This is a genomic window from Streptacidiphilus sp. PAMC 29251, from assembly GCF_054208735.2.
Genome location: NZ_CM135725.2, coordinates 2,920,885 through 2,940,407 on the forward strand (window position 1 = coordinate 2,920,885; position 19,523 = coordinate 2,940,407).

Sequence of the window (19,523 nt, forward strand, 5' to 3'; positions counted from 1 at the left end):
TGGGCGTAGGATGAGGAAACATGACGATCAAGAAGCGAGCCCTCGGGAACACCGGCGAGGATGTGACCATCCTCAGCTATGGCGCCATGGAGCTGAGGGGCGTGCCGCGCGGTCCCGAGATTGCGGACGACGACGCGGGCCGTCTGCTGAACGCGGTCCTGGACGGCGGCATCAACCTGATCGACACCTCGCCCGACTACGGCCGCAGCGAGGAACTGATCGGCAATCACATCGGCCACCGCAGGGACGAGTTCTTCCTCTCCTCCAAGTGCGGCTGCCCGCTCGAGACGCCGGCCGACGTGCCGCCGCCCTACCCCCACGACTTCAGTCCGGGGAACGTCCGCGCCAACGTCGAGCGGTCGCTGCGGCGGCTGCGCACCGACCGCCTCGACCTGGTCCAGGTGCACATGTCGCCGAGCGGGGCGACGCTCCGGGAGGACCGCACGGTCGAGACGCTCAAGGAGCTCCAGGCCGAGGGCAAGATCCGCTTCATCGGCATGTCGGGCATCCTGCCGAACCTGCCCGACCACCTCGCCCTGGGTGTCTTCGACGTCTTCCAGATCCCGTACTCGGCGGTCCAGCGCGATCACGAGGCACTCATCACCCGGGCTGCCGAGGCAGGCGCGGGCACCTTGATCCGGGGCGGCGCGGCGCGCGGCGCGGCGTCGGAGGAGAACAACTGGCGGACCGGGCCGCTGAGCCAGGCTCCCGGCGTCGCCCAGCGGAACTGGGAGACCTCCGGCATCGACGACCTGCTGAGCAAGGCCGGCATGAGCAGCATGGAGTTCGTCCTGCGCTTCACGCTCAGCCACCCCGGCCTGTCGACCACGATCGTCGGCACCTCCAACCAGGCCCACCTGGCCGGCAACATCGCCGTCGCCCAGAAGGGGCCGTTGCCCGACGACCTCTACGAAGCGGCCAAGAAGCGCCTCCCCCTCCCGTAGGACCGCTCGCGGAACACTGCTGCCCCGGGCATGTCGCCGGGGCAGCAGCGCGGGTGGCGCCGGAAGGTCGACCTACGAGTCCTTCACCTGGTTGTAGATCTCCTGGCCGGCCGCGTTGTAGGCGTGGAGGTAGGGGTTCGGGGTCAGGACGAACGAGCCGGGGCTGGAGGAGCTGGAACCCAAGGTGTTGGTCATGTCGGACGCGTAGAAGAACGCGCCGCCCGCCATGATCACCGGGTACTCCTTCGGGTTGGAGTCGTAGCTGACGGTGATCTTGGCGACGGCGGACGTGTAGTGCCCGGCACCCAGCGAGAGGGAGTCCCGCTGGCCGGCCGACGCACCGAAGGAGTCAAAGAACTCGATGGTGTGACCCGCGTTCCACAGGCGGTTGTTGATGAAGGTCGGAGGGGAGTCCGGGCTGGTGCCCCGGTCCCCCTTCGTCTCGCATTGCACGTACTGGCCCGCGGAGTTGACGGCGACGAGCGCGCCGTCCCAGTCCTTCGAGGCGATCGGCGTGCGGACCGCGATCACCACGTGGTACTTCGAGGCCTCCGAGCCCATGCAGGAGGCCAGGATCCTGGCGGCGGTCCCGGCGGCGATCGGGGGCGTCTTCCCGCTGATGAACGTCCACGAGACGGGGGCAGGGGTCACCGGGCCCGAAGACACCGAGCCGCCCCCGGACGACCCGGCGCCCCGCGTCGCGCTGTGGGTAGACGTCGCGCCGTGGGTCGGCGTCGCGCTCCGACTGGGCGACGCGGTGGCGCCGCTGGTCGGGATTCCAGTGCCGAGCGCGGTGGTGTCGAGCGCCGGCTTGGCGGTCGCGTGCCCGCCGAAGGCGGTCACCGCCGCGACGCTCACCACGGCGACAGCGGCGGCGACGCCGAGCGGCAGTCCCCAACTGCGGCGCAGCGAAGCGGGCTGGTCCTCGGGATCGATCCTCATGAGCAGTTCCTCTCGGATCCGCCGATGGTTCGGCAGGTCACGATCGGGGGGAGCCGCGGGAATGCCCTGCATGTCATTCATCGTGCGACCTCCTCCACATGGACGGGATTCTTCGGACTGAATGACGTCGGAGCCGTGCGTCCGCCGACGAGGTCGGCCTCCAACCTCCGCCGGGCCCGGTGCAGTCTGGACTTCACGGTCCCGACCGCCACCCCCAGCACCGCCGCGGCCGCCTGCTGATCCAGGCCCGACCACACGCAGAGCTCGACGACCTCGCGTTCATGGCGCGGGAGCCGCGCCAGCGCCCGGTGGATCTCCGACATCCGGCGTTCGTCGTCGACCAGGCCGGCGACGCGGTCCGCGTGGTCGCCCACCGGCTCGTCGTGCGAGACGAGCCGGTACAGCAACGCCTGCGCCCGCCGCAGCCTCCGCCTGGTGTTCGACACCAGGCCGTCGGCGATGCCCAGCAGCCACGGCAGAGCCGAGTCGCGGTCCAGGACCGTCTCCGAACGCCGACGCCAGGCATGCATGAACACGGTCGACGTGAGGTCCTCGGCCTCGGACCAGTCGGCCGTCCGCCGGAACAGGTGGTTGTAGACGGTCCTCGCGTGACGGTCGAAGATCCGACCGAAGGCCTCCCGGTCGCCGTCGACGGCCAGCGCCCACAACTCCCGGTCGGAGATCCGTCCGACCAGCGCGGCAGGACCCGCGTCGTTCAGTTCCATGCCCTACATGTGTCCGGCACCCGATTGAAGGTTCCCACTGAGCTCCCCCGCTTTGCCGAACACCCTCACTCCGGTGGCGCTCGGCCCGCCAGGACACTCTCATACTTTCCCGCCCCGCGCGGCTTCGCCCAGGGCAGAGCGCCGCTCCCTTCCGCAGGCGGCTCGGATCCCTAGGCTGAAGGGGTGAGCACTCCTGCGCCCAACGAAGCCCGCGTCATCCCCCTGCGCCCGCGGATCCAGCCGCCCGGCTCCACCGGGGCGCCTCGCGCCCCGCAGCGACCGACCGGAACCCCGCCGGCCCCCGCGCCGAGGGAACCCCTGTGGCGCCACCTGGTCGGCGACGCGCTGCGGCGCGAACGGCTCACCCAGGAGCGCACGCTGAAGGACGTCGCGGAGGCGGCCCGGATCTCGATGCCGTACCTGTCGGAGGTGGAGCGTGGACGCAAGGAGGCCTCCTCCGAGGTGCTCGCCGCCGCCGCCCAGGCCCTCGGGCTCGGCCTCGCCGACCTGCTCTCGCTCGCCCAGGACGAGCTGACCCGGCACCCCGGCAGCCGGGCGGGCCGGGACCGCACGTCGCCCACGGCGCGGTACGACGGCCTGTGCCTCGTCGCCTGACGGGCCGCGGGGTCGTCAGCCGAACGCGAGCCGTCGGCGCACCACCTCGTCGACGAGCCCGTAGGCGACGGCCTCCTCGGGGGTGAGGACCTTGTCCCGGTCCATGTCCGCGCGCAGCGTCGCCATGTCGTGGTGCGTGTGCTGGGACAGGATCTCCTCCACCTGCGAGCGGATGCGGGCCATCTCCTTGGCCGCGAGGCTGAGGTCGGAGACCGTCCCCTGCCGGCCGTTGCTGGCCGGCTGGCCGAGCAGCACCCGCGCGTGCTGCAGCATGAACCGTCGCCCGGGATCTCCACCGGCCAGCAGCACCGCTGCCGTCGACGCCGCCTGGCCGACGCAGAACGTGGAGATCGGCGCCTGCACGAACGTCATCGTGTCGTAGATCGCCATCAGTGAAGTGAAGGATCCACCGGGCGAGTTGAGGTAGATGGAGATCTCCTGCTCGGGGTTCGCCGACTCCAGGTGCAGGAGTTGTGCGATGACCGCGTTGGCGACCCCGTCGTCGATCTCCGTGCCGAGGAAGACGATCCGCTCGTTCAGCAGCCGGCTGAAGACGTCGTAGGACCGCTCACCCTGTGCGGTCCGCTCGATGACATAGGGAACCGTGTACGACCCCATGTCACAACCCCACCCGTGGGCGCGACGTGGCCGGGCGGATGCTGGCCAGCGATTCCACCACCCGGTCCACGATCCCGTACTCCCTGGCCTGCTCGGCCGTGAACCATCGGTCCCGGTCACCGTCCCGGGTGATCGTCTCCTCGCTCTGCCCGGTGTGCTCGGCGGTGATCTTCTCGATGGCCTTCTTGGTGAACTGGAGGTTCTGCGCCTGGATCTCGATGTCCGCGGCGGTGCCACCGATGCCCGCCGAGGGCTGGTGCATCATGACCCGCGCGTTCGGCAGCGCGAACCGCTTGCCGGACGCTCCGACGGTGAGCAGGAACTGGCCCATGCTGGCGGCGACCCCCATCGCCAGCGTCGACACGTCGTTCGGGATGAGCTGCATGGTGTCGTAGATGGCCAGACCCGCGGTGACCGAGCCGCCGGGGCTGTTGATGTACAGGCTGATGTCGGTGAGCGGGTCCTCCGCCGACAGCAGCAGCAGTTGCGCGCACACCCGGTTGGCCGAAACCTCGTCGACCTGGGTGCCGAGGAGGACGATGCGCTGGACGAGCAGCTGGGCGGCCAGGTGGTCGTCGAAGCGGCTGTGCTGGGTGTCGCCCTCCTCCGCGCGGGGCCGGAGGGTGGTCGGTGGAGTCATCTGGGTCTCCTTGTCGGGCGGGGATGCCGTCGACTCCACTCTTGCCCCTGGGGGACCCGCGAACGCGGTCGCTCTGCCCGCCGCAGATTCGCCAGGGGCAGATCCGAGCCCGTCACCGGGCGGGATCGCTCCTGCCCGGGTCGTTGGGGTGCGACTCCAGCGCGGTGACCTTCACGTTCATCCACGGGCGCAACGGGAGCGTGCCCAGCACCTTCTCGTGCAGGTCGGCCTCGTCCACGGCACACCAGATGCCCAGGCTGCGCAGCTCGCCGACCGGGCGCCACAGACGGAACAGGTTTCCGGCGGCCGCCAGTTCCGCGGCCCGGACGGCCTCGGCGGCCCGGCGGCGGTCGACCTCGGCCTCCTCGGTGCCCTCGGGGATCGTCGTGGTGATCTCGACCAGGAACTCCTTCATGGTCCTTCTCCCTGTCTCAAACGAGGTGTTGACCAGTGTCAGAGTAAACATAGATCATGAGCTAAAGGCAACTATACAAACACTATTAATGTTCCCTTTGTTCGAAGCTACCGTGTGTGATCTCTTACACCTGATCGTCCGGGGGGACCCGCCTTGTCACCTGTACTCGCCGCGGCCGACCTCGCGCCCGCCCCTTCCGCGATGCGCTCGGTGTGGGGATCGCCGCTGTACCGCGGGGCGACCGTCGCGCTGTTCCTGTCCGGGCTCGGGGCCTCGGCCGCCGCCCCGCAGATCACCCTGTTCCTGGTCGATGACCTGCACGTCTCGCTGACCACGGCCGGCCTGTACTACCTCACGAGCATCACCGCCCCGGTCGCCGGGTACCTCATCGGCGCCCGCTCGGACCGCACCGGCCGACGACTCGGGCTGTTCCGGCTGTGCGCCGTGGCCGGGTTCCTCGGCTGGTGCGCCATGGCCGCGGCCGACCGGGTGTGGATGCCGTTCGTGATCAGCGCCGTGGTCCTGGCCTTCGCCGGCGGCGCCGGGTCGCAGCTGTTCGCCGCGGTCCACGACGACCTGCAGGCCACCGCCAGCCCCGTCGGCGACGGGGTCGTCTCGGTCGTGCGCATGGCGATGACCGCCGGGTGGATCGTGGGCCCAGTGGCGGGCTCGCTGCTGGCCACCGCTGCCGGGCCGCGCGCGATGCTCGTGGCCACCGGGGTGTGCACCCTGGCGCAGATCCTCCCGATGGGCCTCGCCCGCACCCGCTCGGCTCCACCCGAAACGCCTGCCACGGACATGCCCGCAAGCTCCGCCCGGCGGCAGGTTGGGGTGCGGGACATGCTGCCCTTGCTCGCGTTCACCGGACTGTATGTGTTCGTCTACGCGGGAGAGCCGATCAAGTACGGCTATCTGACGATCTATATGCATGACGACCTGCGGCTGCCGACGGCGGTCAGCGGCGCGGTCATCGGCATCCAGCCCCTGATCGAGCTGGTCCTGATGCCGGTGGCGGTGGTCGTCGCGCGCCGGACCGGGATGATGCGCCTGATGGTCCTCGGCGCCGCGTTCGGCGTCGGCGCGAACCTGTGCTTCGCGCTGACCGGCAGCGCGGCGGGCATGTTCGCCGGGCAGGTCCTGATGGGCGGGGTGTGGGGGGTGTTCGCCGGACTGGGCATCATCGTCGCCCAGCGCCTGCTGCCCGAGGCCGTGGCGACCGCCTCAGCCGTCTTCATGAGTTCGACCGCGCTCGCCAGCGCCCTGGGCGGGCTGACCGGCGGCCTCGGCGTGGGCCTGCTGGGGCTGCCGCACGTGTTCCTCGCACCGGCCCTGTACGGCCTGGTGGCGACCGCCGGCCTCGCCGTCATGAGCCGCTCCCGGCACGCCGTGGGCTGACACTCGCTGCGCGCCGTAGGCTGACACTCGCGACATGCGGTGGGCTGACGCCGCCACCGGAGCGGCTCTGGTCGCCGGCCGTGAGGCCGAGGCGACCGCCGTCAGGCAGTTCTGACGACGGTGCCGGTCCCTTCGAGCGCTGCTACCTCGTCGGCGGGCGCGGTGGTGTCGGTGACGAGGGTGTGCACAAGTGTGGACGGGCCGACGTGGGCGTAGGCGGTCCGGCCGAGCTTGCTGCCGTCGGCGGCGGCGATGATGCGGCGCGAGGAGGCGATGATCGCTTTCTTCACCGCCGCGTCGTCGAGGTCGTAGGCGGTCAGGCCCTCGGCGGCGCTCAGGCCGCAGCAGCCGACGATCGCGGTGTCGAAGCGCAGCGCCGCCAGGGAGGCGAGGGTGAGGGGGCCGGTCAGGGCGCCCTCGGCGGAGCGGGGCCGTCCGCCCGGCACCATCAACGCGGTCGGGCCGGGAGCGTCGCTGAGTACGTGGATGGCCTGCAGCGACAGGGGCATCACGGTGATCCGCCGTCCACGCAGCAGGCGGGCCACCTCCAGGCAGGTGGTGCCGCTGTCGAGCAGGACGGTCTCGCCGTCGGCGATGAGCCGGGACACCTCGGACGCGATCCGGTGCTTCTCGTCGGCCGCCTCGTGGGCGCGCAGCGCGAAGGGCGGCTCCTCGCCCCTGAGCAGCAGGGTGCGCGCGCCGCCGCGGACGCGCTCGAGGGCGCCCTGCGCGGCCAGTGCGTCCAGGTCACGCCGGATGGTCATGTCCGAGGCGCCGGTCAGCTCGGCGAGTTCCGGGACCGTGGCGCTGCCCGACTCCCTGACGGCCTGGGCGATCAGCCGGTGCCGGTCTGCGTTGCTCATACCGCGATTGAACACCATCCAGAAAGAACATACAAGCCGTGCGAATCTATGGGTTTCAAACACTTCATATGTTCGTTATGGTTGTTTGCATGAGTCGTTCCCTTCGCGCCGCCCGTGTGGCGACCTTCGTCTACTTCGTCCTCAACGGCACCCTGATGGGCATGTGGCTGGTGCAGATCCCCGCCATCGAGCAACGCGTGGGGATCAGCAACGCGACGCTGGGAAGCCTGCTGGTACTGCTGGGCCTCGGCGCCTTCGTCGGCATGCAGGTCGCGGGCCGACTGGCCGACCGCATCGGCACCCGCGTCGTGGTCCCCGCCGCCGGCGTGCTGTGCGGTGCGGCCCTGGTACTGCCCGGACTTGCCCGCGATCCCTGGACGTTGGCGGGCGCGCTGCTCGTCTTCGGCTTCGGTAACGGCTGCCTCGACGTGAGCATGAACACCCATGCCGTGCACGTGGAGAAGGCCTACAACCGGCCCGTCATGTCGGCCTTCCACGCCACCTTCTCGGTCGGCGGAGTCATCGCCGCGCTGGTCGGGGCACGAGCGACCAGCGCGGGGATGAGCCCCGCCACGACGCTCGGCGCCGCGGGAGCAATCGGCGTCGTCGTCGCCCTGCTGCCGGCCCGCAGCCTGCTGGCGCCCGCGGCGGCCTCAGCGGCGCCCCTGGCTTCGCCGGGCTCCCCCGCGCCCGAGTCAACGGCCGCGGAAGGCCTGACGGAACCGGCGACGACGCGGCGTACCGTTCCCGGACGCGTTCCCGGACGCATCTGGATCCTCGCCGCCCTGGCGTTGATCTGCATGCTGGGCGAGGGCGTGGCCAACGACTGGAGTGCCCTGGAGGCGAAGAACATCCTCGGCGCCCCGGCCGCGACCGCCTCGTTCGCCTACGGCACCTACGCCGCGACCATGACCATCGGCCGGCTGCTGGCCGATCGCGTCTCCCGGCGGTTCGGATCAGCGGCCGTCCTGCGCTACGGCGCGGCCGCGGGCGCCGTCGGAATCACCGTCGTGGCCCTCTCGCCGTGGATCTGGATGACCCTGGCCGGATGGGCGCTGTTCGGACTGGGCCTGTCCGGCTGCGTCCCCCAGTTGTTCAGCGCCGCCGGGCACACCGACCCCGCCGCCGCGGGCGCCAACGTCTCCCGGGTCGCCGGTCTCGGCTACCTCGGCATGCTCGCCGGCCCGGCGCTGATCGGCTGGATGACCCGCGTCATGGCGCTCAACCACACCTTTCTGCTCCCGGCGGGGCTCCTGGTGATCGCCGCCGCGACGGCCGGGATCCTGCGTGCCGGAACCGGGCGCGCGCCCAAGCCCACAACTGAGCCCGAGCCCAAGTCCGAGTTGGCGCAGCACCCCTGACGGAAAGGAAGCCCCCATGCCATCCGGCCAACGGATCGTGCTGTTCGACCTCTTCGGAGTCATCGCCCTGCACCAACGCCCCGGCGCCCTGGCGGAGATGGCCGCCTGGTGCCACGCACCCGCAGACGCCTTCACCGAGGCCTACTGGGCCCTGCGACCGCCCTACGACGCCGGACGGCAGTCCGCACCGCAGTACTGGACAGCGGTACTACGGCGACTGTCCCGCCCTGTTGACACCGACACGATCGAGCAGCTGCGGCTCGCCGACATCGACAGCTGGTCACGCGTCGACGACCAGATGGTCGCCTACGCGCTGTCCCTGCGCGACCGTGTCAGGGTCGCCCTGCTCTCCAACATTCCCGCGGATCACGCGGACGCCTTCAGCGCGGCCCAGCCCTGGCTGCGAGACCTCGACCACGTCGCCCTCTCCGGGAAGATCAACGTAGCCAAGCCGGACCCGACCGCGTTCCACCACTGCGTCACCGCCATGCACGCCGCACCCGCAGACTTCCTCTTCATCGACGACCGCGAAGAAAACGTGCGCGCCGCACAAGCCATCGGTATGACCGGACACCTCTTCTCCGGCCTCGGCCAACTGACGAACGCCGTCAACGCCTGGCTACCGACCAGCACGACGTCATCCAAGCAAGCCGGCAGGGACTCCCGGAATCCCTACGCCAACTGATCGACATTCGGCACCTCGGGGCGAGGCCCGCGACCATGGCGCGCTACGGGCCGCCGGCCGGTGTCAGACTCAGCCCGCGTCGGACGTCGCCTGCTCCTTGACGGCCACGTCGAACAGCGCTGCGGCCGCGGCGCGGGCGGTCGTCGCCGCCGAGGGGTCGTGGTCCATGCGGGCCGATACCCCGGCGCCGTCGTAGAGGAGGTGCAGCTGCCTGGCCAGGCCGTCGGCGTCGGCGACGCCGGCCTCCCGCGCCAGGTCGGTGAACATCGCCCGCACCCAGTGCCGGTACCGGTCCGCGGCGCACTGGGTGGGGCTGCCGGGCTGCGCCTCGGCACTGGCCGTCATGTGCGCGCAGCCGTTGAAGTCGGGCTCGGTGAACAGCTGGCCCTGGGCGTCGAAGACTCCCAGCAGGCGCTCGCGGGGTGTGCGAAATCGGGTCAGGGCGCGTTCGACCTGTTCGCGGGTGTTGGCGTGGCGGGCGTCCAGGTAGGCCTGGACGAGTTCCTCTTTGCTGCCGAACAGGTTGTAGAGCGATGCCTTGGCCACGCCTGCCTGTTGCACGATGCGGTCGATGCCGACGCTCTGGACGCCTTCGCGGTAGAACAGGTCGTCGGCGGCGGCCAGCAGACGTTCACGCGCGGACGGCGTCGCGGTAGTGACCTTGCTCGGCATGGCTGCTTCCTTCTTCCAGACTGGCGGTCCAGTCTACTGCTCCCTACGGGGCCTATTGAGCCCCTCATCCGGTGGAACACACCTAGACCGATCTGTCTTCCCCGACACGGGCAGGGGCGGCCGCCATGTCCTCACGGTGGGAGAGGAGCCTAGCGGTCGAGGAAGAGCCTGGTGTGGGTGACGAACCGGTCGGGGTACTGGAAGTGGGCCCCGTGGTTGGCGTCCGGGTAGATGATCAGCTCGGCGTTCGGCAGGAACTGCTGAAGGATGTACGAGTTGATCGTCGCGATGATGGTGTCGTCGGTGCCGTTGACCACCAGGACCGGAACCTTGATGTTCTTCAGGATCGCGTAGGCGGGGTCCTTGGTGGTGCCGTAGGTGTGGATCGCGGCGCCCTGGCCGGCGTAGACTTGCTCGCCGAACGGGGAGGCGTCGCGGTCCTTGCGGGCCACGATCCGCTCGACGTACTCACGGCCCAGCTTCTGGCTGGTCTCGGTCGGGGCGAACAGGATCGGCAGCCACATGTCCTCCTGCCGGGGCAGCTTGACGCCGAACAGCGCGCCGGTCTCCGCCGGCGTCTCGCCGATCCCCACGCCACCCCGCGGGCCGGTGCCCACCAGGACCAACTTGCGTACCAGATCTGGCCGTTGGAGGACGACCTGCTGGGCGACCAGGCCGCCCATCGAGTGCCCGACCAGATCCGCACCGGTCACGCCCAGTGCGTCGATGAACGCCGCGGCGTCGGTGGCCATCTGCTCGATGGTGTCCGGGACCAGCCCGCTGGTGGAGGCGACTCCGGTGTTGTTGAACAGGATCACCTCGCGGTCGGCGGCGAATCCGTCGCTGATCGCCGGGTCGTGGTCGTCCAGGTTTCCGATGAAGTGCTGGAAGAACACGACCGGTGTCCGCCCCGCGGCAGCGTTGCCGAAGCGCCGGTAGGCGAAGCGGATGCCGGCGGCCTCGACGAACTGGGTGGGGGCGGTGTCGTGGGTGTAGTCGTTCATTGCGGCGCTTCTCCTTGAGGCAGTGGGTCGACCGGGATCAGTTGGCGGAGTGGCCACCGACTTGGTGATGCCCTCGACGGCGTGCTTGCTGCCGACATAGACCGAGGCCCCGGCCGCGCCCTCGTGCCCATAGGTCGAGGAGATGTTGACGATGCTGCCGCTGCCCTGTTCCTGCATGACGCGAACCTGGTGCTTCATGCTCAGGAGGACGCCCAGGACGTTGGTGTCGAACGTCGCGTTGTAGGTGTCCGCGGTCTGGTCGGTGATCGGACTGGGGCGCCCTTCGGTGCCGGCGTTGTTCACCGCGGCGTCGAGACGTCCGAACCGTGCGACGGACAGCAGAGGATCAGACAGCGGTGCGTCCGCCGTCGACGGGGATGACGGCGCCGGTGATGTATCCGGCGGCCGGTGAGGCCAGGAACGCGATGACCTCCCCGATTTCCTCGGCCTCTGCGGTGCGGGCCAGGAGCGTGGTCCTGCCGAGGGCGGTGAGGCTTTCCCTCGATGAGCCGCCGGTGTAGGCCGGCCCGGGGGCGATGGTGTTGACCCGCACGCCCGCCGGGCTGTACTCGGCGGCCCAGGCGCGGGTCAGTGCAGCCAGCGCGGCCTTGGTGGCGCTGTAGGCGGCGCCACCCGCCAGGCCGATCTGCCCGGCCATGCTGCCCAGGTTGATCACGGTTCCCCGGCCGCGTTCGGCCATCCCCGGGGCGATGGCCGCCGTCAGGTAGTACGCCGAGCGCACATTGGCCGCGAACAGCGTGTCGAAGGTGTCGGGCTCCAGATCCGCGGTGGGGCCGAACCAGGAGAACCCGGCGTTGTTGACCAGCACATCGACGTCCCCGGCCGCCTCGGCCAGTTGTGTGATGGCAGCGACGTCGGCGAGGTCCGCGGCGAGGAACTCGGCGCTGCCGCCTGCGTGTTCGATCTCCTTGACCACGGCGGCCCCGCGCTCGGCGTCGCGGCCGTGGACCAGGACCTTCAATCCGTCCCGGGCGAGCTTCAGCGCTGCGGCCCGGCCGATTCCGGACGTCGCCCCTGTCACCAGGGCTGTGCGCATGACGGGCATGATCGTCCCTTCCGATGATTGGTTAGACCGGTCTGTCTACTCCGCTGTCCAGCTAAACAGGTCGAGCCTGTCTCGTCAACCTGCGGCGGTGAATCAGCCACCTGGGCATTGTCTTGACCGACATGACTGCCGCACCTAGGGTTGTTTCAGGGATTAGACAGACTGGTCTAACCATTCAGCGAATCTGCTCGCGGGCTGAACCACCCGCACCGGGATCAGGAGAGAACCATGACGACACGGGAACCCAAGCCCCCCGGACCCGACCACCCGATCACCATCGCGCCCACGGGCGTACGCGTAGTGGCCCGGGTCGGCGCACATGTCATCGCCGACACCAGCAGCGCCCTGACCCTGCGCGAGGCCGACTACCCGCCGGTCCAGTACATCCCGATCGGCGACGTCGACCCGGCGCTCCTTGCGCCAAGCGCCACCCACACCTACTGCCCCTACAAGGGCGACGCCTCCTACTACAGCGTCGACCTCCCCGCGGACGCACTGGTCGACGCGGTGTGGTTCTACCCCGAGCCGTACCAGGCGGTCGCCGACATCGCCGGCCACGTCGCCTTCTACACCGACAAGGTGGACGTCGTCGTCGGGGCCTAGGGTCGTGGTCGACAGCTGCCTGCTGGAGGGTGCACTGATCGGGCACGGTCAGTCGGCGCGGCGATCCCCGGCCCCACGCACGCCGCGCCGCTGCACCGGGCTCAGTCGCGGTAGGCGGCGGTTGCGAGCTGGACGAACGAGTGGATCAGGGGATTGCTGTCGCCCTCGTTCCATGCCGCGACCACGCGGCTCGGCGGCATGTCGATCAGTGGTACCACGACGAGTCCCGTTGTCGGTTCGTGGCCCAGGAGGGTCATCCCGACCGTGCCGTTCCAGAGCACGGCCTGCAGGCACTCCTGGACCGCGCGGACCACCGGGCCCTGACGGGGTGTGCCGCCGTTCCAGTAGGACTGCCAGAGGGGGTCGGTGCCCTGCGGGAATTGGAACCAGTGCCGGGCGGCCAACTCGGCCAGCTCCAGGCTGTCGTGGCCCGCCAGCGGATCGTCGGCGCGCAGCAGCGCTCCTACCGGGTCGGCGCGCAGTTGCCGCACGGTCAGGCCGGTCTCGTCGAAGGGCCCGCGGGTCAGGGCGACGTCGACAAGTCCGGCGTGCAGCCCGCAGGTGGGATCGGTGAGGTCGGTCTCGCGGATGCGGACCTCGACGCCCGGGTGCCGTCTGCGGTAGGCCGCAGCCAACCGGGATGCGGCCGGGTCGCTGCTGTCGCCCAGGAGGCCGACGGTGAGGGTGGCGCTGCCGGCTGCCGCAGCCACGCGTACCCGCACCCGGTCGGCGTGGTCGAGCAGCCCACGCGCCTCGTCGAGCAGCACCGCCCCCACCCCCGTGAGCGTGACACCGGCGGATGATCTGTCGAACAGCGCGGCGCCGACCTCGGCCTCCAGCTGCTTGATCGCCCGGCTGAGTGGCGGCTGACTCATATGCAGCCGGGTGGCGGCCCGGCCGAAGTGGAGTTCCTCGGCGACCGCCGTGAAATAGCGCAGCGTACGTAGCTCCATACTGTGACGATACCCGTACGGTATCGACTTCCCAGAATGGGTCTTGGACAGCGGCCAGGCCCAGGCAGTGGAATCCAGGTGTAACCAATGAACCCGGAAAAGGACACAGGGAGCATGCACCTCACCTATTGGATCGTCGCCGGCCTACTCGCCCTCTTCTACCTCTACGGCGGCGGGATCAAGGTGATCCAGAGCCGTGACCGACTCCGCCCGATGATGGCCTGGGTGGACAGCACCCCGATGCCGGCCGTGCGGGCCATCGGTGTGATCGAGGTGCTCGGCGCGATCGGGCTGGTCCTGCCGCCGCTGACCGGCATCGCACCCTGGCTGGCCCTGGCCGCGGCCATCGGGTTCGTGCTGCTGCAGATCGGCGCGACCAGGGTCCACCTGAAGATGGGCGACCGGCAGGTGGCCATGAACATCACGCTCATCGCCGCCGCAGCCGTGACCGCCTGGCTCTCGACGACCTGGCTGTGACGTCAGCGATCTACGTCACGCATCGACTGCTGACACCGCGTTGGGAGACCCCGCCGGTGGGGCTCCTGCCGGCGGACTTCGCCACCCTGGCGGCCTGGGCCGCGCAGATCGTCGAGCGCTGAGCAGCCGGGGCCGCGGTGCAGCGGACTGCCGCCGGCCGGCGGAGGGATGCGGTGTCAGGGGTGGAAGCGCCACCGGCCTTCGGAGACGACGTCCACCTCGCCGTCGACGACGCGGATGGCTGAGTCGTCGTCGATGAAGTAGATCGGGAAGTCCGCCTGGGCGGTGATGCGGTCGGCCCAGGCGTCGTCCCGTTCCGGGAAGTACGGAGAGTCCAGGTGGGGTTTCAGATACCAGTCGAAGAGGCCGAACGGCGGTTCCACCGTTGTCGCGCCGAGCACGTGCAGGTCAGCGGCGTCCCCGATGACATCGGCGGAGTGTGCGGTGAGATTTCGGCTGAAGATCATCGATCCGGCGCTCACCCCCACGTAGACACGGTCCCCAGTGCTTCCAGGAAGCCCTCGGCCAGGTCGTTGCCGGTGATGCTGCGTGCGAGGTGGTAGTGGTTGCCGCCCTCGACGTAGACGACATCGGCGTGCAGCAGCCGGTCGAGCACCAGTTGCCGGGGCAGGCCGTTCAGCTCCAGGATGTCGAACTCCCGCCAGCCGAGGGCGTGCAGCCGGTTCAGGTCCGCCACGAACCAGCTGTGGTCCCCGGGCTCGGCGACGGACGCCGTGGGAATGTACACGATGTTCGCCGACTCGAACGGCTTGCCCAGCAGCTCGCGCAACGCCTCCCGCAGGGTCTCGTTGCGCAGGCCGCTCGACGTCAACAGTAGTTTCACCCGGCGAGCCAATCACGGCCGACGGAGCCCGCGCAACGGGCGCGGGCGGAGGCCCCGCAGGAAAGCCAGTCGTCGGTAGGAGTCCAGCAGGGCCCCGCGGTCGTAGCTGCTGGTGGTGACCAGGTACTCGTCCGCGCCGCTGCGTGCCAGCAGCTTGTCCAGGCCGGCCGCCACCTCGTCCTCGGTGCCGTACAGCTGCCCGCGCTGCGCCTCCTCGAACAGCGAGCGCTCCCGCCCGCTCATCGCCGCAGCGTCGGCCAGGACCTCGTCCAGGGGCACGAGCGCCGGGAACTCGCCGTGGGTCCGGGCGTACGCCGTGGCCCGGGCCTCGGGCAGCAGCAGCCTGCGGGCCTGGTCCCTGTCGGCCGCGACCGCGACCGTGCCGGACAGCACGACGTAGGGCCGCTCACCCCAGCCGGACGGACGGAAGCTGCCGCGGTACGCCTCGACGGCCCGCAGCATCGCGTCCTCACCCCGCACCGGGGCGATGACCAGCGGCAGCCCGGCCTCGGCTGCGACCTGCGCGCCCGTCCCGGTGGCCAGCACGAACGCGGGCACCCGGAGGCCCTCCGCCGGATGGGCGTGGACCTGGGGTGCGCAGTCTGGGTACCGGTGAAATAGCCGAGGAGTTCGGCGAGCTGACCGGGGAAGTCGTCAGCGTCGCTCTTGTCGCGACCGAGCGCCCTGCGGATCCCGTCGGTGAAGCCCACCGACCGGCCGAGGCCCATGTCGATGCGACCGGGGAAGAGCGCCTCCAGCACCCCGAACTGCTCGGCGACGACCAGTGGCCGGTGGTTGGGCAGCATCACCCCGCCGGTGCCGACCCGGATGGTCGAGGTCGCGGCGGCGACGGCGGCCGCGAGCACGGTCGGCGCGGAGCCGGCGATGCCGGGCACGCTGTGGTGCTCGGACACCCAGAAGCGGTGGTAGCCGAGCTGCTCGATCTCCTGGGCGAAGCTCACGGTGTCGCGCAGCGCCTGCGCCGCGTCCTGCCCCTGCCGGGTGCGGGAGCGGTCGAGTACGGAGAAGGGGATCGTCGCGGTGACTGGGCTCACCTGTGGTTCAACGCCTGCGCGGTGCCATGATTCCCGCCCGTTGCCTAGGGTGGCCGATGTGACGCAGACGAGGCAGCCGACGCAGACGGCGAGGACGGCGAGGACGCAGGCGACGAGGGCCAGCAGGCCCTTGGCCGTGTTCGACCTGGACGGAACACTGGCCGAGACCGGGCACCGCCAGCACTTCCTGGAGCGGCAGCCCCGGGACTGGAAGGGCTTCTTCGCCGCGTCGGTCCAGGACCCGCCGCTGGCCGAGGGCGTGCGGCTGGCCCTGGAAGCCGCGGCGACCTGCGAGGTCGTCTACCTCACCGGCCGCCCCGAGCGCTGCCGCCGGGACACTCTGGCCTGGCTGGCCCGGCACGGCCTGCCCGAGGGGAGCCTCCGGATGCGGGGCAACGACGACCGGCGCCCGGCCCGTACGACCAAACTGGAGGTCCTGCGCGGCTCGGCCGGGGCCGGGAGATACGGATGCTCGTGGACGACGACGAACTGGTCTGCGACGCGGCCGAGCGGGCCGGCTTCCGGGTCGTCCGCGCCCGCTGGGCCAGCACCTCGCACACGGAGTCGACGGCCCTGCGGGACGCGCAGGAACGCGAGGCCGAACCTGACAAAAACGGAGGGGATGCCCGACCGTGGTCAGTGGGCTGCCCAGCGCGGCAGGCGGCCGGGTGGGGTGCAACTCCGCCCTGGCCGTGCTGGTCTGATGAACCGTCACCAGTGGTTGTCAGCAGCCGCCGGACGAGGGGCACCGCTGCCGCTGCCGCTGCCTACGCCGATACCGACGCCGACGCCGACGCCGATGTCGAAGAGGCCGGCTCCGCCGCAGACTCCGGTGTCGGGGAGGGCGAGTTCGACGCGGGCGGCCGCTTCGTGGTCGCCGGCCAGGGCGGCGGCGACCGAGCGGACCTGCTCGTATCCGGTCATGGCGAGGAAGGTGGGGGCGCGGCCGTAGCTCTTCATGCCGACCAGGTACACCCCTCCTCCTGGTGGCCCAGTTCGCCCGCGCCGTGGGGGTAGACCGTGCCGCAGGAGTGCTGGTTGGGGTCGATCAGCGGGGCCAGCTTGACCGGGGCCTGGAGCCGCTCGTCCAGGGTCAACCGCAGTTCGCTCTGCCAGGTGTGGTCGGGCCGGAAGCCGGTCAGGCCGATCACGTGGTCCAGGCCCTCGATCCGGCGGCCGTCGTCGGCCACCAGCACGACCTGCCCGTCGGCCTCCTCGACGCGCTCGGTGCGGAAGCCCTGGACGACCTCGATGTGCCCGGCCGCCACCGCCTCCTTCGCACGCAGGCCCAGCGCCCCGCGGGCGGGGAGTTCGTCGGACTCGCCGCCGCCGAAGGCGTTGCCCACCTGGCCGCGGCGCAGTACCCACACCGTGCGGGTGCCGGGCGCGTCCTTGGCCAGGTCCGCCAGCGACAGCAGGGCGGTCAGGGCGGAGTGGCCGGAGCCCACGACGGCGGTCCGCCTGCCCGCGTGCCGGGTGCGGACGGCCGGGTCGGCGGTGTCGGGAGCGAGGTAGGTGATCCGGTCGCGGTGGGTGTGCTCGCCTGCGGCCGGGAGGCCGTCGCTGCCCAGGGGGTTGGGCGAGGTGAAGGTGCCGGTGGCATCGATGATCGCCCGGACCAGGAGGCGTCCCTCGGCGCCGTCCGGGTTGCGGGTGTGGAGGGTGAAGGGCTGGTCCTCGCGGCCGGAGTCGACGATGCGGTCCCGGCCCCGGCGGGCGGCGCCGGTGACGGTGGTGCGGTAGCGCAGGCGGTCGCCGAGGGCGTCGGCCAGCGGCTGCAGGTAGAACTCGGCCCACTCCGCGCCGGTCGGGTAGCGGGTGGCCTCAGGGCGGGTCCAGCCGGTGGGCTCCAGCAGGCGGGCGGCGGCCGGGTCGACCAGCTCGGACCAGGCGGAGAACAGCCGGACGTGGCCCCAGGCCCGGACCGCGGAGGCCGCCGCGGGCCCGGCCTCCAGGACCACCGGCTCCAGGCCGCGTTCCAGCAGGTGGGCGGCGGCGGCAAGACCGATCGGGCCCGCCCCGACCACGGCGATCGGCAGGGCTGCGGTGCTGGGGCTGCTGTTCTCACTCATGGCCGTCTTCTCCGTGTGGTTCGGATCGTCTGCGGGTTGCCCAAAGGGGGGATCAACTGCTGCGGGTGTGGCCGGTCAGCAGCAGCCGGCCCCGGCGGCGACGGCCTCGGTCTTCGCGGCGGGGTCGCAGCAGGCCGAGGCGGTCTCGGCAGCCTGCGCGGTGCCGCAGCACGGGCTCGCCGCGACGGGGGCGGGGGCCGAGGCGGGGGCGGTCTCGGTCGGGGCGGCGGTCTCGGTCGGGGCGGTGCTGCAACAGGCGGTGGCGGGGTGCTGGTGCTCTCGCTCATGGCGGTACTCCTCATGGTCGGCATGCCTTGTTTCGACAGTTGTCGATACAGGGGAGTTTGTCGCCTGCTTAGACGGATGTCAAGATAGACACATGTCGAATTTGAGCGTCGTGGAGCTGCCGGCCCTGCAGGACGGGGTCGCGCCCTGCTGCCCGCCGGTGACCTCGGCCGAGCTGTCCGAGCCGGACGCCGTGCGGATGGCCGCGATGTTCAAGGCCCTGGGCGACCCGGTGCGACTGCGACTGTTCTCCAAGATCGCCTCCCATGCCGGCGGCGAGGCATGCGTGTGCGACATCCAGGACGTCGGGGTCTCCCAACCCACCGTCAGCCACCACCTCAAGAAGCTGCGGGAAGCCGGGCTGCTGTCCTCCGAGCGGCGCGGGACCTGGGTCTACTACCGGGTCGAGCCGTCAGTACTGGCCGCGATGGGCATGCTGCTGAGCAACGCCGCCTCCTGAACCGTCGCCCCCGGGACCGACACGGCGCAGGAGGGGCGGGCCAAGTGGCGCCCAGGAGGGGCTACTTGGCTCGGCTGCGGCCGAAGATCAGGGCCACCAGTGCCAGTCCGACCACGGCACCGACCAGTTGGACGCCGACGAAGCCGGGCACCGAGGAGGGCTTGATGCCGGCGAAGGTGTCGGTGAAGGCGCGGCCGATGGTCACGGCGGGGTTGGCGAAGGAGGTGCTGGAGGTGAACCAGTACGCCGCGCCGATGTAGGAGGCCACCGCGACCGGGGCCAGGTTCAGCCGGTCGGTGCGGGCCAGGCCGAAGATCAGCAGGATCAGCCCGGCGGTGGCGACGACCTCGCCGATCAGCAGGTGCCCGACCGAGCGGTCGTGCGTGGACCACTGCACCAGCCGCTTGCCGAACATGGCGTCCGCCAGGATCGCTCCGCCGATCGCGCCGAGGATCTGGGCCGGGATGTAGACGGCGGCGTCGCGGATGCTCAATCCGCCGGTGGCGCGTCCGGTCCCGCGTCCGGTCCCGCGTCCGGTCCACCAGTCGGCGAGGGTGACCACGGGGTTGAAGTGCGCGCCGGATATCGGGCCGAGCAGGGCGATCAGCACGCCCAGGCCGAAGACGGTGGCGGTGGAGTTCGCCAGCAGTTGCAGGGCCACGTCGTCAGTGAGTTCGGTGGCTTGAATGCCGGAGCCGACCACGACCGCGACCAGGGCTGCGGTGCCGACCAGTTCCGCTACCGCGCGTTGACCCAGCGGCGGCCGGTGCGCGACGGCCTGGCCGGGCGGCAGGGCGGCATCGCCGTGGGGCAGAGCGCTGGCGCCGGT

At 70.8% G+C, this 19,523-nt stretch carries 20 protein-coding genes and 4 pseudogenes; 10 read left to right on the forward strand and 14 right to left on the reverse strand.

The window, feature by feature from the left end; translation table 11 throughout:
- The first annotated feature begins 20 nt into the window (after nucleotides 1-20).
- On the forward strand, nucleotides 21-944 hold the full coding sequence (locus tag ACXKR8_RS13640) for an aldo/keto reductase (protein ID WP_458273175.1): 924 nt from the start codon (nucleotides 21-23) through the stop codon (nucleotides 942-944).
- A gap of 72 nt (nucleotides 945-1,016) precedes the next feature.
- Here ACXKR8_RS13640 and ACXKR8_RS13645 read toward each other — a convergent pair whose 3' ends face one another.
- Together ACXKR8_RS13645 and ACXKR8_RS13650 are read right to left on the reverse strand one after the other, a co-directional pair.
- Nucleotides 1,017-1,886, reverse strand: a complete 870-nt coding sequence (locus ACXKR8_RS13645; RefSeq protein WP_458273176.1) for a hypothetical protein — start codon at nucleotides 1,884-1,886, stop codon at nucleotides 1,017-1,019.
- Between the two features lie 77 nt (nucleotides 1,887-1,963).
- The gene (locus tag ACXKR8_RS13650; protein WP_458273177.1) at nucleotides 1,964-2,611 is read right to left on the reverse strand and encodes an RNA polymerase sigma factor; all 648 of its coding nucleotides are present in this window, start codon (nucleotides 2,609-2,611) and stop codon (nucleotides 1,964-1,966) included.
- A gap of 183 nt (nucleotides 2,612-2,794) precedes the next feature.
- Between ACXKR8_RS13650 and ACXKR8_RS13655 the strand changes: the two genes are divergently transcribed.
- The gene (locus tag ACXKR8_RS13655; protein WP_458273178.1) at nucleotides 2,795-3,226 is read left to right on the forward strand and encodes a helix-turn-helix domain-containing protein; all 432 of its coding nucleotides are present in this window, start codon (nucleotides 2,795-2,797) and stop codon (nucleotides 3,224-3,226) included.
- 15 nt (nucleotides 3,227-3,241) lie between these two features.
- Here the strand turns inward: ACXKR8_RS13655 and ACXKR8_RS13660 are convergent, their stop codons facing one another.
- From ACXKR8_RS13660 to ACXKR8_RS13670, 3 genes are all read right to left on the reverse strand, one after another.
- Complete coding sequence (locus ACXKR8_RS13660; protein WP_458273179.1) at nucleotides 3,242-3,844, reverse strand: ClpP family protease; 603 nt, start codon at nucleotides 3,842-3,844, stop codon at nucleotides 3,242-3,244.
- Nucleotide 3,845: 1 nt separating this feature from the next.
- Nucleotides 3,846-4,484, reverse strand: a complete 639-nt coding sequence (locus ACXKR8_RS13665) for an ATP-dependent Clp protease proteolytic subunit (RefSeq protein ID WP_458273180.1) — start codon at nucleotides 4,482-4,484, stop codon at nucleotides 3,846-3,848.
- A 112-nt stretch (nucleotides 4,485-4,596) separates the two neighbouring features.
- Entirely contained in the window at nucleotides 4,597-4,899 is a 303-nt protein-coding gene (locus ACXKR8_RS13670) for a muconolactone Delta-isomerase family protein (RefSeq protein WP_458273181.1), read from the reverse strand.
- A 153-nt stretch (nucleotides 4,900-5,052) separates the two neighbouring features.
- On the opposite strand from ACXKR8_RS13670, the gene ACXKR8_RS13675 reads away from it, so the two are divergent.
- The gene (locus ACXKR8_RS13675; protein WP_458273182.1) at nucleotides 5,053-6,294 is read left to right on the forward strand and encodes an MFS transporter; all 1,242 of its coding nucleotides are present in this window, start codon (nucleotides 5,053-5,055) and stop codon (nucleotides 6,292-6,294) included.
- Nucleotides 6,295-6,395: 101 nt separating this feature from the next.
- Here the strand turns inward: ACXKR8_RS13675 and ACXKR8_RS13680 are convergent, their stop codons facing one another.
- Complete coding sequence (locus tag ACXKR8_RS13680; protein ID WP_458273183.1) at nucleotides 6,396-7,157, reverse strand: DeoR/GlpR family DNA-binding transcription regulator; 762 nt, start codon at nucleotides 7,155-7,157, stop codon at nucleotides 6,396-6,398.
- Nucleotides 7,158-7,246: 89 nt separating this feature from the next.
- On the opposite strand from ACXKR8_RS13680, the gene ACXKR8_RS13685 reads away from it, so the two are divergent.
- The gene (locus ACXKR8_RS13685) at nucleotides 7,247-8,518 is read left to right on the forward strand and encodes an MFS transporter (protein WP_458273184.1); all 1,272 of its coding nucleotides are present in this window, start codon (nucleotides 7,247-7,249) and stop codon (nucleotides 8,516-8,518) included.
- A 16-nt stretch (nucleotides 8,519-8,534) separates the two neighbouring features.
- The gene (locus ACXKR8_RS13690; RefSeq protein ID WP_458273185.1) at nucleotides 8,535-9,203 is read left to right on the forward strand and encodes an HAD family hydrolase; all 669 of its coding nucleotides are present in this window, start codon (nucleotides 8,535-8,537) and stop codon (nucleotides 9,201-9,203) included.
- 69 nt (nucleotides 9,204-9,272) lie between these two features.
- Here ACXKR8_RS13690 and ACXKR8_RS13695 read toward each other — a convergent pair whose 3' ends face one another.
- The 3 genes from ACXKR8_RS13695 to ACXKR8_RS13705 form a co-directional block, all read right to left on the reverse strand.
- The gene (locus ACXKR8_RS13695) at nucleotides 9,273-9,875 is read right to left on the reverse strand and encodes a TetR/AcrR family transcriptional regulator (protein WP_458273186.1); all 603 of its coding nucleotides are present in this window, start codon (nucleotides 9,873-9,875) and stop codon (nucleotides 9,273-9,275) included.
- A 149-nt stretch (nucleotides 9,876-10,024) separates the two neighbouring features.
- Nucleotides 10,025-11,233 carry an SDR family NAD(P)-dependent oxidoreductase gene (locus tag ACXKR8_RS13700; RefSeq protein ID WP_458274976.1) on the reverse strand — a complete coding sequence of 403 codons (1,209 nt, stop codon included), beginning with the start codon at nucleotides 11,231-11,233 and terminating at the stop codon, nucleotides 10,025-10,027.
- Nucleotides 11,226-11,936, reverse strand: coding sequence for an SDR family NAD(P)-dependent oxidoreductase (locus ACXKR8_RS13705; protein WP_458273187.1), 711 nt, complete (start codon nucleotides 11,934-11,936; stop codon nucleotides 11,226-11,228). The genes ACXKR8_RS13700 and ACXKR8_RS13705 overlap by 8 nt, the downstream gene beginning before the upstream one ends.
- Before the next feature lie 237 nt (nucleotides 11,937-12,173).
- Between ACXKR8_RS13705 and ACXKR8_RS13710 the strand changes: the two genes are divergently transcribed.
- Nucleotides 12,174-12,548, forward strand: a complete 375-nt coding sequence (locus ACXKR8_RS13710; protein ID WP_458273188.1) for a DUF427 domain-containing protein — start codon at nucleotides 12,174-12,176, stop codon at nucleotides 12,546-12,548.
- Nucleotides 12,549-12,649: 101 nt separating this feature from the next.
- Here the strand turns inward: ACXKR8_RS13710 and ACXKR8_RS13715 are convergent, their stop codons facing one another.
- Nucleotides 12,650-13,501: a LysR family transcriptional regulator gene (locus tag ACXKR8_RS13715; RefSeq protein WP_458273189.1), complete on the reverse strand. Its 852-nt coding sequence runs from the start codon at nucleotides 13,499-13,501 to the stop codon at nucleotides 12,650-12,652.
- A gap of 114 nt (nucleotides 13,502-13,615) precedes the next feature.
- Between ACXKR8_RS13715 and ACXKR8_RS13720 the strand changes: the two genes are divergently transcribed.
- Both ACXKR8_RS13720 and ACXKR8_RS13725 read left to right on the forward strand, forming a co-directional pair.
- Nucleotides 13,616-13,978: a DoxX family protein gene (locus ACXKR8_RS13720; protein WP_458273190.1), complete on the forward strand. Its 363-nt coding sequence runs from the start codon at nucleotides 13,616-13,618 to the stop codon at nucleotides 13,976-13,978.
- Nucleotides 13,975-14,100, forward strand: coding sequence for a hypothetical protein (locus tag ACXKR8_RS13725; RefSeq protein ID WP_458273191.1), 126 nt, complete (start codon nucleotides 13,975-13,977; stop codon nucleotides 14,098-14,100). Before ACXKR8_RS13720 ends, ACXKR8_RS13725 begins: the two co-directional genes overlap by 4 nt.
- Nucleotides 14,101-14,154: 54 nt before the next feature.
- Here the strand turns inward: ACXKR8_RS13725 and ACXKR8_RS13730 are convergent.
- Together ACXKR8_RS13730 and ACXKR8_RS13735 are read right to left on the reverse strand one after the other, a co-directional pair.
- A pseudogene (locus ACXKR8_RS13730) lies at nucleotides 14,155-14,822 on the reverse strand (Type 1 glutamine amidotransferase-like domain-containing protein).
- A gap of 12 nt (nucleotides 14,823-14,834) precedes the next feature.
- Nucleotides 14,835-15,877, reverse strand: a pseudogene (locus ACXKR8_RS13735) (LLM class flavin-dependent oxidoreductase).
- 130 nt (nucleotides 15,878-16,007) lie between these two features.
- On the opposite strand from ACXKR8_RS13735, the pseudogene ACXKR8_RS13740 reads away from it, so the two are divergent.
- Nucleotides 16,008-16,474, forward strand: a pseudogene (locus ACXKR8_RS13740) (phosphatase domain-containing protein); the annotation flags it as partial.
- 114 nt (nucleotides 16,475-16,588) lie between these two features.
- Here the strand turns inward: ACXKR8_RS13740 and ACXKR8_RS13745 are convergent.
- Nucleotides 16,589-17,949 (reverse strand): annotated as a pseudogene (locus ACXKR8_RS13745) (FAD-dependent oxidoreductase).
- Between the two features lie 379 nt (nucleotides 17,950-18,328).
- Between ACXKR8_RS13745 and ACXKR8_RS13750 the strand changes: the two are divergent.
- The gene (locus ACXKR8_RS13750) at nucleotides 18,329-18,694 is read left to right on the forward strand and encodes an ArsR/SmtB family transcription factor (RefSeq protein ID WP_458273197.1); all 366 of its coding nucleotides are present in this window, start codon (nucleotides 18,329-18,331) and stop codon (nucleotides 18,692-18,694) included.
- A gap of 61 nt (nucleotides 18,695-18,755) precedes the next feature.
- On the opposite strand, the gene ACXKR8_RS13755 is transcribed toward ACXKR8_RS13750, so the two are convergent.
- On the reverse strand, nucleotides 18,756-19,508 hold the full coding sequence (locus ACXKR8_RS13755; RefSeq protein ID WP_458274977.1) for an aquaporin: 753 nt from the start codon (nucleotides 19,506-19,508) through the stop codon (nucleotides 18,756-18,758).
- Nucleotides 19,509-19,523 lie beyond the last annotated feature (15 nt).

Excerpts from the sequence above, each read along its gene's own strand:
- ACXKR8_RS13640 (WP_458273175.1), top strand. The coding sequence starts at position 21 with ATGACGATCAAGAAGCGAGCCCTCGGGAACACCGGCGAGGATGTGACC.
- ACXKR8_RS13645 (WP_458273176.1), bottom strand. The coding sequence starts at position 1,886 with ATGAGGATCGATCCCGAGGACCAGCCCGCTTCGCTGCGCCGCAGTTGG.
- ACXKR8_RS13650 (WP_458273177.1), bottom strand. The coding sequence starts at position 2,611 with ATGGAACTGAACGACGCGGGTCCTGCCGCGCTGGTCGGACGGATCTCC.
- ACXKR8_RS13660 (WP_458273179.1), bottom strand. The coding sequence starts at position 3,844 with ATGGGGTCGTACACGGTTCCCTATGTCATCGAGCGGACCGCACAGGGT.
- ACXKR8_RS13665 (WP_458273180.1), bottom strand. The coding sequence starts at position 4,484 with ATGACTCCACCGACCACCCTCCGGCCCCGCGCGGAGGAGGGCGACACC.
- ACXKR8_RS13670 (WP_458273181.1), bottom strand. The coding sequence starts at position 4,899 with ATGAAGGAGTTCCTGGTCGAGATCACCACGACGATCCCCGAGGGCACC.
- ACXKR8_RS13680 (WP_458273183.1), bottom strand. The coding sequence starts at position 7,157 with ATGAGCAACGCAGACCGGCACCGGCTGATCGCCCAGGCCGTCAGGGAG.
- ACXKR8_RS13685 (WP_458273184.1), top strand. The coding sequence starts at position 7,247 with ATGAGTCGTTCCCTTCGCGCCGCCCGTGTGGCGACCTTCGTCTACTTC.
- ACXKR8_RS13690 (WP_458273185.1), top strand. The coding sequence starts at position 8,535 with ATGCCATCCGGCCAACGGATCGTGCTGTTCGACCTCTTCGGAGTCATC.
- ACXKR8_RS13695 (WP_458273186.1), bottom strand. The coding sequence starts at position 9,875 with ATGCCGAGCAAGGTCACTACCGCGACGCCGTCCGCGCGTGAACGTCTG.
- ACXKR8_RS13705 (WP_458273187.1), bottom strand. The coding sequence starts at position 11,936 with ATGCGCACAGCCCTGGTGACAGGGGCGACGTCCGGAATCGGCCGGGCC.
- ACXKR8_RS13710 (WP_458273188.1), top strand. The coding sequence starts at position 12,174 with ATGACGACACGGGAACCCAAGCCCCCCGGACCCGACCACCCGATCACC.
- ACXKR8_RS13715 (WP_458273189.1), bottom strand. The coding sequence starts at position 13,501 with ATGGAGCTACGTACGCTGCGCTATTTCACGGCGGTCGCCGAGGAACTC.
- ACXKR8_RS13720 (WP_458273190.1), top strand. The coding sequence starts at position 13,616 with ATGCACCTCACCTATTGGATCGTCGCCGGCCTACTCGCCCTCTTCTAC.
- ACXKR8_RS13750 (WP_458273197.1), top strand. The coding sequence starts at position 18,329 with ATGTCGAATTTGAGCGTCGTGGAGCTGCCGGCCCTGCAGGACGGGGTC.